At 71.1% G+C, this 14,116-nt stretch carries 14 protein-coding genes; 7 read left to right on the top strand and 7 right to left on the bottom strand.

Translation table 11 applies throughout. The annotated features are described in order from the left end of the window. Positions 1-490: 490 nt before the first annotated feature. From BJ982_RS01580 to BJ982_RS01590, 3 genes are read left to right on the top strand one after another with little or no spacing between them, the layout of a single operon-like run. Positions 491-700, top strand: coding sequence for a hypothetical protein (locus BJ982_RS01580; RefSeq protein ID WP_221482258.1), 210 nt, complete (start codon positions 491-493; stop codon positions 698-700). After that, positions 693-1,313: a DUF6879 family protein gene (locus BJ982_RS01585; protein WP_184875858.1), complete on the top strand. Its 621-nt coding sequence runs from the start codon at positions 693-695 to the stop codon at positions 1,311-1,313. Before BJ982_RS01580 ends, BJ982_RS01585 begins: the two co-directional genes overlap by 8 nt. Before the next feature lie 8 nt (positions 1,314-1,321). Beyond that, positions 1,322-2,062: a DUF6082 family protein gene (locus BJ982_RS01590; protein ID WP_184875859.1), complete on the top strand. Its 741-nt coding sequence runs from the start codon at positions 1,322-1,324 to the stop codon at positions 2,060-2,062. Here BJ982_RS01590 and BJ982_RS01595 read toward each other — a convergent pair. Beyond that, entirely contained in the window at positions 2,027-4,018 is a 1,992-nt protein-coding gene (locus BJ982_RS01595; RefSeq protein ID WP_203959461.1) for an FAD/NAD(P)-binding protein, read from the bottom strand. The genes BJ982_RS01590 and BJ982_RS01595 overlap by 36 nt on opposite strands. A gap of 133 nt (positions 4,019-4,151) precedes the next feature. Between BJ982_RS01595 and BJ982_RS01600 the strand changes: the two genes are divergently transcribed. Further along, positions 4,152-5,105, top strand: a complete 954-nt coding sequence (locus BJ982_RS01600) for a glutathione S-transferase C-terminal domain-containing protein (protein WP_184875861.1) — start codon at positions 4,152-4,154, stop codon at positions 5,103-5,105. A gap of 25 nt (positions 5,106-5,130) precedes the next feature. On the opposite strand, the gene BJ982_RS01605 is transcribed toward BJ982_RS01600, so the two are convergent. After that, on the bottom strand, positions 5,131-5,808 hold the full coding sequence (locus tag BJ982_RS01605; protein WP_184875863.1) for a response regulator: 678 nt from the start codon (positions 5,806-5,808) through the stop codon (positions 5,131-5,133). 10 nt (positions 5,809-5,818) lie between these two features. Further along, on the bottom strand, positions 5,819-7,024 hold the full coding sequence (locus BJ982_RS01610; RefSeq protein WP_184875865.1) for a sensor histidine kinase: 1,206 nt from the start codon (positions 7,022-7,024) through the stop codon (positions 5,819-5,821). Positions 7,025-7,294: 270 nt separating this feature from the next. Between BJ982_RS01610 and BJ982_RS01615 the strand changes: the two genes are divergently transcribed. Beyond that, positions 7,295-7,993 (top strand): hypothetical protein, encoded by a 699-nt coding sequence (locus tag BJ982_RS01615; protein WP_184875867.1) that lies wholly within the window; start codon positions 7,295-7,297, stop codon positions 7,991-7,993. 212 nt (positions 7,994-8,205) lie between these two features. Here the strand turns inward: BJ982_RS01615 and BJ982_RS01620 are convergent, their stop codons facing one another. From BJ982_RS01620 to BJ982_RS38795, 4 genes are read right to left on the bottom strand one after another with little or no spacing between them, the layout of a single operon-like run. Then, positions 8,206-8,946: an ABC transporter permease gene (locus BJ982_RS01620; RefSeq protein WP_184875869.1), complete on the bottom strand. Its 741-nt coding sequence runs from the start codon at positions 8,944-8,946 to the stop codon at positions 8,206-8,208. Between the two features lie 25 nt (positions 8,947-8,971). After that, a complete protein-coding gene (locus BJ982_RS01625; protein WP_184875871.1) occupies positions 8,972-9,865 on the bottom strand; it encodes an ABC transporter ATP-binding protein in 894 nt (297 codons plus the stop codon). Positions 9,866-9,913: 48 nt separating this feature from the next. Further along, entirely contained in the window at positions 9,914-10,210 is a 297-nt protein-coding gene (locus BJ982_RS38790) for a transcriptional regulator (RefSeq protein ID WP_184875874.1), read from the bottom strand. Continuing rightward, positions 10,207-10,827 carry a transporter gene (locus BJ982_RS38795; RefSeq protein ID WP_184875876.1) on the bottom strand — a complete coding sequence of 207 codons (621 nt, stop codon included), beginning with the start codon at positions 10,825-10,827 and terminating at the stop codon, positions 10,207-10,209. Before BJ982_RS38795 ends, BJ982_RS38790 begins: the two co-directional genes overlap by 4 nt. Positions 10,828-10,957: 130 nt before the next feature. On the opposite strand from BJ982_RS38795, the gene BJ982_RS01640 reads away from it, so the two are divergent. Both BJ982_RS01640 and BJ982_RS01645 read left to right on the top strand, forming a co-directional pair. Continuing rightward, complete coding sequence (locus BJ982_RS01640) at positions 10,958-11,770, top strand: ABC transporter ATP-binding protein (RefSeq protein ID WP_373869708.1); 813 nt, start codon at positions 10,958-10,960, stop codon at positions 11,768-11,770. Further along, positions 11,770-14,004 (top strand): ABC transporter permease, encoded by a 2,235-nt coding sequence (locus BJ982_RS01645; RefSeq protein WP_184875878.1) that lies wholly within the window; start codon positions 11,770-11,772, stop codon positions 14,002-14,004. The genes BJ982_RS01640 and BJ982_RS01645 overlap by 1 nt, the downstream gene beginning before the upstream one ends. Positions 14,005-14,116 lie beyond the last annotated feature (112 nt).

Genomic DNA, 14,116 nt, shown 5'->3' on the forward strand with positions numbered 1-14,116 from the left:
GCGTCCAATCGCGCCGCCAGGCGACCTGGCCTGAGCGCGCATGATGGCCACAAGACGCCTGAACGCGTATGACACCCATGACCGGGCTGACCACGTGGCGTCGTCGCCGAGATGGGCTGTGGGGCTGGTGCCGCTGCTACTCCACGGGCCACGTGCGAAGCGATTGAATGATGAATCCGGACGCGTGGCTCCGGCGTGGTGGCACGTGGACGGCAGGCTGAAGATCGTGTCCTCATGGCCTTACACGCAGAGAGAGCACCTGGCGCTCCAGGTGAAACCGTTCCGAAGTCTAGTCCGCGAGCGCGTCGCAAAACGTCCCTTTCGGGTGCGACATATATCAGCGCTCGTCATGATTTATTGATATATATCCACAACCGTGTGACGCTGAGAGTGACCCTGAGCCTGTTTATGTGCCTGGAAGGTGCGGCCAGTGGACACACCGTGGGAAGCGGAGACTGGGGCCGAGTTTCTGCGTAGACTCGGGAAATCCATGCGTGAGCTGGGAGGCACCGCGAATACGGACGGCTGCCCCGACATATGGGAGATGGAGAACGGGGACATCGTTGTGGTGGGAAGAGATGTCACGACGAGTTATGCGAGCCGACTCCCTGACGATGTCACCGTTCGCGCCGACGAGCGCGTTGTGATGATTCCCCGGTTCCTTCTCCAGGCGGCGAAACCGGACATTCCAGATGATTGAGCAGCTCAGCGACATCCCCGCACAGTATCTAGCGCTAGACGACTACAAAAAGGACTTCCAGCTTCATTTTTGGAAGATTGACGCATCTTGGAAGTTGGAGCGACAACTTACCTTCAAGGAGCCAACTACCCCGAGCTGGCTGGCCATGGCCGAAGGGGACTGGGACGAGTCGCTGAGGCTGGCCAGTGAGATGCGCCCCGGTCGAAGGGCACACCAGGGCGAGCTTGACCGCTGCGGGATCGTCCAACGGCGCATCCGGTTCGTATCCGAACCACCGACTCCTTACCTCCAGTGGGAACTGCACCTGCTCATGATGTGGGCCGAGTTGGGCGAGGAGATTCGGATACTGCCTGTGGAGGCCGCCGCACCTCGCGAGACGCGGACCCCTCTGCCCGAGGTCGTAGTGCTCGGACACCACTCCGCATCCCCGGTGATGTACGACATCCAGTACACGGACGGCGTTCTGTCGGGAGCGCGTAAGTTCACCGACGCCGACCTCATCGACGTGTGCCGTCGTGAGATCATCGAATACTGGCAGACCGGCGAGGACCTCCTTCGATACTTCCCCAGGAAGATCGCGGACCTTCCGCGTCCGGCTCCTCAAGGGGTATGAAAGGCGGTATGACCGCCCAGCCCTCCCAGCGTCCCGCGAAGCTCAAAGCACAGACAAGCTTACCTTCGGCACGCCATCTCACCACTTTCCTGATCGTCGTGCTCCTGCTGCTGGCAGTGGGGCTTGTCGTGCTGTCGCCACTGGCGGTCGACCTGCTGGATGATGGCGGTGGCTGGTCACGGAGGAGCGAGATAGGACAGACCTATGGGGCGGCCGCCGCGCTGATCTCTGTCTTCGCACTGGCAGCGATCACGGTTTCCTTGGTACTACAGGCGAGAGAGGCCAAGCTCGCCAGGGAACAGGCCTCGCGGACGACGCACAATGAGCTGATCACGATGGCCTTGGATGAGCCGCTCTATCGTGAGTGCTGGGGAGTGTTCAGCGCCGAGAAGGATGAGAAGTCCCTCAGGCAGCAGCTCTACACGAACCTCATCGTCTCCTACTGGCAGACCAGGTTCGAGCTTGGCACGTTCTCCGAGACCCACCTTCGTCATGGCGCGACGGCTATTTTCTCTGCCAACCCGGGGCGGGTCTTCTGGAGGGACGCGCGGGAAGCCCGGATCAGGACCTCGCAAACACGTAAAGCGAGGCGGTTCCACGCGATCATTGATGAGGAGTACAGCAGATCGATCGCGGCGAAGCCTGTGCTGGACCCGTCGGCGCGGGACATGGCGCCACGTGCTCATGACAGGTCGCCGCGAGTGGCGACCGTTCTACGTCGGATCGCCGATCGTCTGGACAAGCAGTGACCGGGGGGACCCTGTTGGGATGGTGGGGTGAGTCAGTTCGGTGAGGATTTGGCGGGCTAAGGCGTCGGCGGTGCGGAAGGGGAGGGCGTTGGTGCTTGGGCGGGCGAAGCCGGTGATGGTGAAGCCGCGGCCTACCCAGTGGCCTAGGGCGAAGCGGCGGGGGTGTGGCTTGCCGGAGGCGTTCACCAGGCGGTTGTTCTCGACGCGGAGGCGGCCGAGGGGGTAGGGGGTGCCGTCCTGGGCGGTCAGGATCTCTTCGGTGATGGCGCCGCTGTCGTACAGGGTGCGTAGGAGAGGGTCCTGCGCGCGGGTGATGCTCGCGGTGGGGAGGCGGGACTCGATGAGGGTCCGGGCTTCGACGTGACCGGGTATCTGGGTGCCGTGGGCGCGGAAGAGGCCGGACTCCCGGTCGGCGGTTACGGTGATGCCGCCGCCGAGGAAGTGGACGATTCCGGCGCGGGAGAGGGCTTCCAGTTCAAGGAGCCGCTGGGGCGGAGGGCCGGAGGCGTAGTAGCTGAAGACGATTTGGAACCACTCCATGAGTTCTTCGGCGTGGGATCTGGCTGAGAGCAGGCCCCGGTTGATGACGTCGAGGATCAGGCCCAGCATCACCAGCATGCCCTTGAAGAGCGCGAGGTCGGCGCTGTGGGCGGGGTCGGCGTGGCGTGCGACGTTGGTGATGATGTACGAGCGGAGCCACTGCTGGAGATCCTCGGGGGCGTCGAAGCGCAAGCCCTCCAGCGGCGACAGCAGGGTCGCCAGGTCGAGCCGGTCCTCGGGGTTCGGCACGGCCTCCGCCACGAGCGCAGCCTCCGCCACGACCACGGCCTCCGTCACAGGCGCGGACTCCGTCATGAGGGGGCTGCCGTCGTTGTTCTGGAGCGGGCCTTCGGGCGGCTTGGTGAAATGCTCGTCGGCGTTCCAGGCGGTCTTGTCGTATCGGTGGAGGAAGTCCTGCCAGGGCAGTGTGACGCGGTCGGGGTGGGTGGTGAAGAGTTCGTGGTAGTAGAAGTGGCCTAGTTCCTTGGCGATCAGGGGCCACAGGTGGCGGTAGAGGTCGAGTGGGCCGTGCCGGTCGTGTAGCGCGGTGAGGGTTTCGGGCACGAAGTACCGGGGGGCGGGGAGCGGCGACCCGAGGTCGGTGTAGGTGATTTTGGATTGGTTGGGGACGCCTCGGCGGGAGCCTACGTACATGATCGGTTCGGCGCCGGAGGGGTGGTAGACGTAGCCGCCGCCGGGGCGGGGCTCGAAGTGGCCGCCGCGGCCCTGGGCCAGCAACACCATGGTGTCGATGAAGCCCAGGCCCATGCCGCGCAGGATCATCGGCTCGCCGGCGGGGATCACGTCCAGGTCGACGTCGGCGACGTAGTTCGGCGGGATGTAGACCAGGCCGTGCGCGGCGGCGAAGTCGGCCAGTTCCCGGTGGATGCCGCCCGGGGCGGCGTCGAGGTAGCCCTGGACCAGGAGGACGGCGTCCGCGTCGAGGGGCTCGCTTCCGTCGTCCAGCCGGACCCGTTGACGGCCGTCGGCCTCGGTGAGCGACTCGGCCGTGGCCTGGTGGACGTGGACGGTGACCTCTGGCGGCGCCGACGTCACGATGTGCGCGAAGCACCACGAGAGGTAGGCGTTCTGGATCACCCGGGGGGTGAAGGTGGCAGGGGTGACGTCGTGGCCGTGCTCGGCCGCCCACTCGTAGATGGCGGGGCCGGGGCGGATCGGCCCGTCGATCCGCACGCTCGCGTCGGTGAACAGGCTCACGTCCACGGCCTGGGAGTTCATCCACATCAGCTCTGACTGCGCGCGCCGCCAGGTCCGCCCGCCGCCCGGGGGGTGCGGGTCCACCACGTGGATCTCCAGCGGACGGCCGGGGGGCGCGTTGGCGATGAGGCGCTCGACCATGACGGTGCCCCCCGGCCCGGCTCCCACGACCACGATCGTCAGAGGTTCGCTGCCCACAGCTAGGAGATTTGCACCAGTTCATGACATAGTCAATATTCCCTACCAGGAGACCCTTAAATAGGGTGGCGTTCCTGACGCCCCCGGCCGGCGCGCGTCCGCGGCCGAAGGGCACCCAGCGAGGAGGAACACCGTGTCTCTGTACGCAGACCCCGTGGACCACGGCACCTATGGGCAGTACGGCCCCGGCAACGGGTTCGAGCGGGGCGAGCGCCCCCTCTACCCGTTCCAGGGACGCGTCACCGCCGACGGCTCCAGCGGGTTCAAGGCCGAGCCGGGCCGCTACCACCTGTACTCCGGCTGGTTCTGCCCCTGGGCCCAGCGCGCCGTGATCGTCCGCACGCTCAAGGGCCTGGACGACGTCGTCTCGCTGTCGTACATCGACGAAGGGCGCGACGCGCGCGGCTGGGCGTTCCGGGAGCGGCGGGGCGCCGATCCGGTCAACGGATTCCGCTTCCTGCGCGAGGCCTACGAGGCGACCGAACCCGGCTACCCCGGCCACATCTCGGTGCCGGTGCTCTGGGACCGGACGACCGGGAAGATCGTCAGCAACGACTTCCCCGACATCACCCTCGACCTGAACGCGGCGTTCGGCGCGTGGGCCAACGACCTGGACCTCTACCCGGAGGCGCTGCGCCCGGAGATCGACGCGCTCAACGCCCAGGTGTACGACACCGTCAACACGGCATCCTCCCGCGTGGCCGGGGCCACCACCCCGCAGGAGTACGAAGAGCGCAGGCAGGCGCTGATCGCCACCTTCGAGCGACTGGACGAGAGGCTGGCCGACCGGCGCTTCCTTCTCGGCGACCAGATCACCGAGGCCGACGTCCGGCTGTGGACGACGCTCGTCCGGTTCGACGTCAACGACAACCCGTCGGCGAGGATCAGCGAGCGACGGCTGGTGGACTTCCCGAACCTCTGGGCCTACGCCCGCGACCTCTACCAGCGCCCAGCCTTCCGCGACACCACCGACTTCACCTCGTTCACGTACGCCGGCGACGCACGTACGCGGGAGCCATGGCAGATCGCGGTGGACCCGTACCAGGCCGACTGGGACGCGCCGCACGGCCGCGAAAAGCTCGCGTGACCGTCCGTCGGAAGGCCCGCGGAGGTCAGGGACGGTCGTGGTCGCCGGGGCGGACCAGGCCGCTTTCATAGGCGAAGACGACCGCCTGGACGCGGGTGGTGAGGTTGAGCTTCATCAGGACGCGGGACAGGTGGGTCTTCACCGTCGCCTCGCCGAGGTAGAGGCGGGCGGCGATCTGGGTGTTGGTCAGGCCCTGGGCCAGGAGCTTCAGGACGTCGGTCTCGCGGGCGGTGAGGGAGTCCAGCTCGGCCGCCCGGACCGGCGTGCGGGCGGGGTCGGGCCGGGCGGCGAAGGCGGCGATCACGCGGAGGGTCACCGCCGGGTGCAGCAGGCCCCCGCCGGCCGCGACGGTCCGTACGGCCTCGATGAGGTGCTCGGGCGGGGAGATCTTCAGCATGAACCCGCTGACCCCGGCGCGCAGGGCGGCGGCGACGTGCTCGTCCTCGTCGAACGTGGTGAGCACGATGACCTTGGTGTCGGGGTGGTCGCGGACGAGCCGCCGCGACGCCTCCAGGCCGTCCATGTTGGGCATGCGGACGTCGATCAGCACGACGTCGGGCCGGGTGCGGGCCACCAGGGCGAGGGCCTCGGCGCCGTCGGACGCCTCGCCGACGACCTCGATGTCCGGCTCGCCGCTGAGCACCATCCGCAGGCCCACGCGCACCATCGCCTCGTCGTCGGCGAGTGCCACGGAGATGGTCATGTCGCTTTTCCTACCAGACGCGGGGAATCGGGAATCGGGCGCGGACCGCGAAACCGCCGTCCGGTTCGGGGGCGGCGTGCAGGGTGCCACGCACCATCGCGAGCCGTTCACGCATGCCGACCAGCCCGTGGCCGCCGCGCCGAGGGGCCGTTCCGGCCGGTCCGCCCTCATGCCGAACCTCGCCGCCGCGCCGAACACCTGCCGGTTCGGGGACCGGCCGCCCCGGGTCGTTGCGGACCTCCAGGGTGAGCGCCTGGGCGGTGTAGTCGATGGTGACCACGGTCGCCACCTGGCCGGCGTGCCGCAGCACGTTCGTCAGGGCCTCCTGGAGCACCCGGTACGCCGTGAGGTCCAGGACCGGCGGCAGGCGCGGCGGTTCGGCCGGGGCGTTCAGCGTCACGTCCAGACCGGCGGCGCGGACGTCCGAGATCAGCTCGCCGACCCGGGCCAGCGACGGCGCGGGCGTCGGCCGTTCGCCGTCCACGCGCTCGCGCAGGATGCCGACCAGCCCGCGCATCTCCTCCACCGTCTGCCGTCCGAGCTGCTCCAGCCCGGCCACGACCTCCAGCTCGACCGGGCGGTCGGCGAGCATCCGGCGCAGGCCCCCGAGCTGCAGGGTTATCACGCTGACCGAGTGGGCGACGGCGTCGTGCACCTCCCGGGCGATGCGCGTACGCTCCTGGGCCACCGCGGCCTGGGCGTTGGTCTCGCGTTCGGCGTCGAGCGCGGCGGCCAGCTCGGCGAGCTTGACCGCGCGTTCGCCGCTGCGCCGCGCGAGCAGCCCCATGAACCAGCCCGGCAGCAGCACGGCGGGCACGAAGAACAGCTCCCACACGGTGCCGCCCGCCGCGATCGACATGCACGCGAAGGACACGCCCGCGACGCACAGCGCGACGGCCGAACGCCGCGGCGGCTCGCGCCAGCCGGTCCACGCGACCACCCCGATCAGCCCGATCATCGCCGCGCCGCCCACTCCCGGCGCGTCGAACGCGACCACGGCGACGGGCAGGAAGGCGGCCGCGATCGCCGTGCCCGCCAGCGGGTGCCAGGCCGCGACCACGACCCCGAGGCCGAGCGCGACCCCGGAGATCCAGGTCGCCGTGGCGCTCGCGCCGAAGGAGTCGTCGAGGCGCGTCTCCAGGATGGCGAGGAATCCGATCAGCGGCCCGAACACCAGCGGAATGAGGCGGACGTCCCTCAGCCGGGTCATCGTCATGGCAACCGATCGTAATCACGCGCGGCTCTGGGCGACTCCGCCGGATGACGGACCCGCGCAGCTCGCGGCGTCCGCCGAACAGGGGACCCGGGGGGCGGCCGTTCCGCCGGAGCGAGGAGCGACCACGGTGCGCGATGGCTGATCCGGCGCGGCGGGTCCCGGCGGGAGAGTTCTCCCCGTAAGCGACGACCCGCCGCGGCCCTACGGAGCGGTCACCAGGGTCGCGACCTCACCTGGGTCCACGAACGGCCCGCAGTACGGAGACACGCCATGACCTCTCTCACCCACAGCACCACGACCACCACGGGGCCGCGCGCCGACCAGGCGAACCTGACCGGCGGGTTCCTGCGCCGCGCCGCCGGCGGCGCCCTGATCGCCGGCCCCCTGCTGATCCTCGGCGGGATGATGACCTGTCCCCCGCAGGCATCCGACTCGGCGGTGGACTACATCACGTCGCTGGCCCGCGACAGTTTCCTGACGGAGCTGTCCGCCATGCTGCTCCACTACGGGCTGATCGCCTGCGCCCTCGGCGCGCTGGCGGTGCCAGGGCTGGTGCGCGGTCGCAAGGGCCGGTGGCCGACGCTGTTCGGCGCGCTCGCCACCGCGCTCGGCCTGCTGAACGTGTCAGGGGCCGTGCGCGACGACTGGTGGCGGATGGTCACCGGGCGGCAGCTCCCGATCGACGTCGCGGCGCGGATCTCCGACACCGTGGACGCCTCGGCGTTCATGCCCCTGTGGAGCGGCACCGAGATCCTCGCCTTCCTGGGCCTGCTCTCGCTGAGCGTCGGCCTCGCCCGTGCGGGCGTCGCCGGCTGGTGGCCGGCCGCGGTCTTCCTCGGCGCGTTCGCCTCGATGATGTTCATCCCGGTCAGCATGACGTACGTGGTGGGCGGCGCGTTCGCCCTGATGTACGTGCCGCTCGTGGTCGCCGGACTCCGCACCTTCCAGCGCGAGCACGCCACCGTGTGACCCGCCCGGGCGTGCCCGCGTCCCTCTCCTCCGCTATTGGGGATGGCCCGAAAGACCGGCTTGGGCCGGTCCTGTGGGTGAACGTCCGGCGCCCCCATCCCGGTCGCGATGACCGGGATGGGGGCGCGTCTCGGGTGCGAGACCCTCGGTCCGCCGCCGCGCTGACGGCCCCCGCCGTCGATACATCAGCGCCGGCGCGGCCGGATGGATGGTCAGGAGAACCTGCGGCCCTCGTCGCGGCGGTAGGCCCAGGTGGACAGGGCGCCGAAGACGGCGATCCACGCGGCCAGCATCACGAGGGACAGGACGTTGGGCGAGAACGTCGTGCTGGCGGTCCAGACGAGTTCGACCGCGCCGCGGGTCGGCAGGTAGGGGGCGATGGCCTTGATGAAGTCGGGGGCGACCTCCGGCGGGCCGGTGAGCAGGCCGCCGCCGACGGCCATCGGGAAGAAGACGACCTGGGCCACGACCACGGCGGCCTTGGACGGCAGCGCGTATCCGATGAACAGGCCCATCAGCGTGAACGGGAGGGATCCGACGAGCAGGGCGACCAGGCCGAGCAGCAACTGCGCGGGGGTCACCGTCGCCGCGGTGAGCAGGGCGGCGATGACCAGGACGGGGATGATCGCGATCAGCATGATGCCCATGACGGTGAGGATGCGCCCGGCGAAGCGGGGCAGCGGCCCGGCGGGCAGCGTGCGCAGGTAGGGGTCCCAGGGCTGGGCCCGGTCCTCGGCGACGCCGATGCCGTAGGTGAACAGGCAGGCCGACATGATCGCGAAGATGAGCATCGACCCGGTGGCGTAGGTCGCGGCGACCGCGTCCTGCCCGGTGAACGGCACGACGAAGAACAGCATGGCGGCGGAGGGGAAGAACGCGCTGCCGATGACGGCGATGGGGACGCGGATCGTCTCCAGGAACAGGTAGCGGGCGTGGACGAGGACGAGGGACATCGCGAGCTCCTGGGGTGGCCGGGCGTCAGGCCGCGCGCCGCGGCTGGGCGGTGATGGTGAGGAACGCCTCTTCGAGCGAGGTGGGCCGGACCTCCAGGCCGGAGAAGGGCACCTTGGCCAGGACCATCTCGCGCACGAGGGCGTCGGCGTCGTTGGTGAGCAGGTGGGCGCGGGCGCCGTGGTGCTCGACGCCGAGGACGCCGGGAAGTCCGGCCACGTCGGAGGGGGCGGGGACGGTCACCGCGACGCGGTGCACGGCGACCAGGCCGCGGACGGCCTCCATGGTGTCGTCGGCCAGCACCCGCCCCTCGCCGATCACGACGACGCGCTGGGCCAGCGCCTCGATCTCTTCCAGGTAGTGGCTGGTGATGACGACGGTTCCGCCCGCGTCGTGGAAGCGGCGGACGCCGTCCCACAGGTCGCGGCGGGCCTCGACGTCCAGGCCGGTGGTGGGCTCGTCGAGGAACACGAGCCGGGGCCGGCCGACGAACGCCAGCGCCACCGCGAGGCGCCGCTTCTGGCCGCCCGACAGGCCGCCGATCTGGCGGCGGGCCAGGTCGGCGAGGCCAAAGCGCTCCAGGAGCGCCTGCCGGGTGAGCGCGTCGGGATAGTGGGCGGCGACGAAGTCGACGCACTCGCCGACCCGCAGCGTCGGCGGCAGGCCGGTCTCCTGCGGGGTGACGCCGATGCCGCGGCGCCGGGCCGGGTCGCGGGGCGAGCCGCCGAACAGCTCGACGGCGCCGGAGGTCGGCCGCCGCAGGCCGGCGAACAGGTTGACGAGCGTGGACTTGCCCGCGCCGTTCGGGCCGAGCAGTCCGACGAGCTCTCCGGCGCGGATGTCCAGGCTGACCCGGTCCAGCGCGGTGACCGTGCCATAACGGCGGGTGACCTCCACGGTGCGGGCAAGGATCTCGGTCATGGGGGGGATTCCTCTCTGCGACGCCCAGGGCGTCTTCGATGTCGCGCCCTACGACAGGTCGAGCAGCTCGCGGATCGCGGCCGTGTAGTCCTCCAGGGCGCGGCGTCCCTGCCGGGTGAGGGAGATGTACGTCGTCGGCGTACGCCCCTTGTGGGTCTTGACGATCTCGACGTAGCCGGCCTCCTCAAGCTTGCTGAGGTGTACCGACAGGTTTCCGGCCGTCATCTGGAGCAGGTCCTTCAGGCCGGGGAAGGTGATCTGGTCACCGTGGGCGAGGGTGTTGAGCGCGACGACCACCCGCAGCCTGGCCTGGGCGTGGATGACCGGGTCGAGCTCGCGGCTCACGCGGCCCGCCGCAGTCGCCGGGCCACGCCGACGACGAGGAATCCTCCGCCCCCGCCGACGCACATGAGCAGGGCGTGCACCGTCGGACCCGCGACCGCGCCCACCAGGTTGAACACCGCGAGGCCCGTGCCGAGGAAGAACATCGTCCAGTCCCGCCAGATCGCGCCCCCGGCGACGTAGAGCGCGGCGACGAGCGCCATGGACGTCACCGCCCAGAGCAGGCCGGTCTCTTCCGGGGGCAGGAGCGGGCTGAGGCGTACGTCGATCGCGATGACGGAGGCGTAGCCGAACGCCCAGGCCAGGCCGTACATCATGCCGCGCTGGGAGGACTGGCCGCGCACCCGGCCCACCATCTTGGACTGTCCGTACGCGCTGGCGGCCATGGCGAGCATCATGCCGGCGAACAGCACCGTGATCGCCGTGTTCGAGGAGATCGCCCCGTACGCGTAGTGGGCGAACAGGGCGCCGAACCCCGTCAGCCAGGCCAGGCCCCAGGGCGCGTGCAGCAGCAGCGGATCGCCGCCGAGCCGCCTGACCGTCGAGCGCTGCTGCTCCTCGATGATCCGGAGTGTCTCTTCCGGGGTCAGGGGGCCGTCGTCGTCCTCTAGCCGGTTCATGCTCGTTCCTTCAAATCAGTTTGATTGGTAAACCTCTGGTTTGAACTGTAAACCACACTGCGCCGCCAACTCAAGTCCCTGTCAGCGTTCGGTGCTGAGGCTGTCAGCCCCGGCGAGCACCGTGGACGGCATGAAGCGAACGACGCCGCGCGGCGGGGCGGCACAGGTGGACATGCGGGTGCCGGGCGGAACCGGCGAGGCGGTCCGGCTCGACGACGTGCGGAAGGTGTACGGCCGGGGCGACGGCTCCGTCGTCGCGCTGGACGGGCTGACGATCGGCTTCCGCGCGGGGACCTTCACCGCCGTCATGGGCCCGTCGGGATCGGGGAAGAGCACGTTCCTGCAGTGCGCGGCCGGCCTGGACCGCCCGACGTCGGGCTCGGTGCGCTTCGAGGGGGACGAGATCACCGGTCTCGGCGAGGTCGCGCTGACCAGGCTTCGCCGCGAGCGGATCGGCTTCGTCTTCCAGGCGTTCAACCTGCTGCCCGCGCTGACCGTCCGGCAGAACGTGACGCTGCCGCTGCGGCTGGCCGGGCGCGAGGCCGACCCCGCGCACGTGGCCGAGGTGATCCGGCGCGTGGGCCTGGCCGACCGCGCCGGCCACCGCCCGCACGAGCTGTCCGGCGGCCAGCAGCAGCGGGTCGCGATCGCCCGCGCCCTCGTCACCCGCCCCGCCGTGGTCTTCGGCGACGAGCCGACCGGCGCGCTCGACACCCGTACGGCGCTGGAGGTGCTGGCGCTGCTGCGCGAGTCGGTCGCGGAGACCGGCCAGACGGTCGTGATGGTCACCCACGACCCGGTCGCCGCCTCGCACGCCGACCAGGTCGTGTTCCTGGCCGACGGACGCTTCGCCGGCACGCTCGACCGGCCGTCCGCCGGGCAGGTCGCCGACCGCATGACGCACCTCGGCGCGTGGGAGACCGGGATCGGCGGTGTCCGCTGATGTGGGCTCTGGCTCTGAGCACGCTGCGCCACCGCGCGAGCGCGTTCGCGGCGGCGTTCGTCGCGATGCTGCTCGGCGCGGCGATCGTCTCCGCCTGCGGCGGGCTGATGGAGACCGGCATACGCCTGGCGGTCCCGCCGCAGCGACTGGCGGGCGCGGCCGTCGTGGTGACCGGCGACCAGTCGTACGCGCTTCCGAAGGCCGACCCCAAGGACGAGGAGGAGGACGTCCAGTACGGGCTGCTGCCCGAGCGGGTGCCGCTGGACCCCCGCCTGGCCGGCGGTCTGGCCCGGTTGCCGGGCGTGGCGGCGGCCGTCCCCCACACGTCGAGCACCGGAGCCGTCCAGGCCGTGGCCGTCACGGCCAAGGACGGGACGGACGCGCGGGAACTGGCCGGGCAGGTCGAGCGCGCCGTGGGCGGGTCGGCGGTGGTGCTGACCGGGGACGAACGCGGGCTGGCCGAGTTCCCGCAGGCCCTGCCCGCCCGCGAGAACCTCGTCGTGCTCGCGGCCGTGTTCGGGGCGATGGCGATCATCGTGTCGATGTTCGTCGTCGCCGCGACGCTCGCGCTGTCGGTGCGGCAGCGGCAGCGCGAGATGGCCCTGATGCGCGCCATCGGCGCCACCCCCGGCCAGGTGCGCCGCATGGTGGTCGCCGAGACCATGGCGCTGTCGATCGCCGCGACCCTCCCGGGCGGCCTCCTCGGGCCCGTGCTCGGCGGGTGGCTGTTCGACCGGCTGGTGGACAACGCCGTGGTCCCCGGCGTCGTCGCGTACGGCCAGGGGTGGCTGCCCGCGGCCGTGGGCGTCGCGGTCTCGCTGCTGTCGGCCCTGGTGGCGGCGCTGGTCACCGCGAGGCGCGCCGCGGCGGCCCGTCCGGCGGAGGCGCTGGCCGAGGCCGCGGCACCGCCCGTACGAACAGGGGCCGTACGGCGGGCCGCGGCCGCGGTGTGCTTCGCCGGTGGCGTCGCGCTGGCGCTGGTGACCGTGCTGTTCATGCACGGCCCGCTGGTGAGCAGCACGGCGGGGCCGGCGGTGCTGCTCTGGGCGATCGGCCTGGCGCTGGCCGCCCCCGCGCTGGTGAAGGGGGTGACGTCCGTGCTGGCCCGGCCGGTGCTCGCGCTGAGCGGGCCGGCGGGCCACCTGGCCGTGCTCAACACGCGGGCGGGGACGGCCCGGCTGGCGGCGGCGGTCGTGCCCGTCCTGCTCGCCACCGGCATGGCCACCGCGAACCTGTACATGCAGACGACCCAGACCGCCGCGGCCACCAGCGCGTACGCCGGCAGCCTGCGCGCCGACCTGGTCGTCACGCCCGCCGCGCCCGGCGTCCTGGACCGGGTGCGGGCGGTCGAGGGCGTCGCCGCGGCCTCGGAGTACGTGACCAGCACCGGCTACGTCGACGCCCCGCACGACTTCTGGCAGCGCGAGGAGGGCTGGCCGCTGCGCGGCGTCACCGCCGAGGGCGCCGAGGGAACGCTGGCGACGACCGTGACCGCAGGCGATCTGCGGCGGCTCAAGGGAGACACGGTCGCGCTGACGGCCGAGCACGCCCGCAACATCGGAGGCGGCGTCGGCGTGGGCGACACGGTCACGATGCGGCTCGGCGACCGCGCCCAGGTGAGGCTGCGCGTGGTCGCGCTGCTGAAGGTCGAGACGGGGAACGAGATGGCGCTGCTGCCCGCCTCGGCCCTAGCCCCGCACACCACGGCCGGGGCGCCGTCCGAGATCCTGGTCCGCACGGCCCACGGCGCCGACGCCACGGCGGGGGCGCTGCGCGGCCTCGGGCTTGAGGTGCGGGGCCGCGACGCGCTGACCGCCGCCTTCGGCGCCGCGCGGAACACCCAGGCGTGGGTGAACTACCTGCTCGTCGGCGTCATCGTCGCCTACACCGCGATCGCGGTGGTCAACACGCAGGTCATGGCGACCGCGCGGCGGCGGCGCGAGTTCGGGCTGCAACGGCTGACCGGCTCCACCCGGGGCCAGGTCATGCGCATGACCGGCGTCGAGGCGCTGATGGTGGCGATCACCGGGGTCCTGCTCGGCACGGTGGCGTCGGCGATCAGCCTGGTGCCGTTCGCCATCGCGGTGGACGGCTCCCCTCTGCCCTCCGGGCCGTGGTGGATCTACGCGGGCGTCGTGGGGGCGTGCGCGCTGATCACGGTCGGCGCGACCTGGTTGCCCACCTGGCTGGTGACGCGCTCCCGGCCCGCGGAAGCGGCCGCCGCCCTGACCTGACGACCTGCCCGGCATCGTCCGTGACGGCCGCCGCCTGACCCGGCGGTCGCCCGGATGCCCCTGGATGCGCGCCCAGGCGCGTATCTTGTGGCGGTCTCAATAGGGATGACCC

The sequence above is a fragment of the Sphaerisporangium siamense genome, from assembly GCF_014205275.1.
Taxonomy (GTDB): domain Bacteria; phylum Actinomycetota; class Actinomycetes; order Streptosporangiales; family Streptosporangiaceae; genus Sphaerisporangium; species Sphaerisporangium siamense.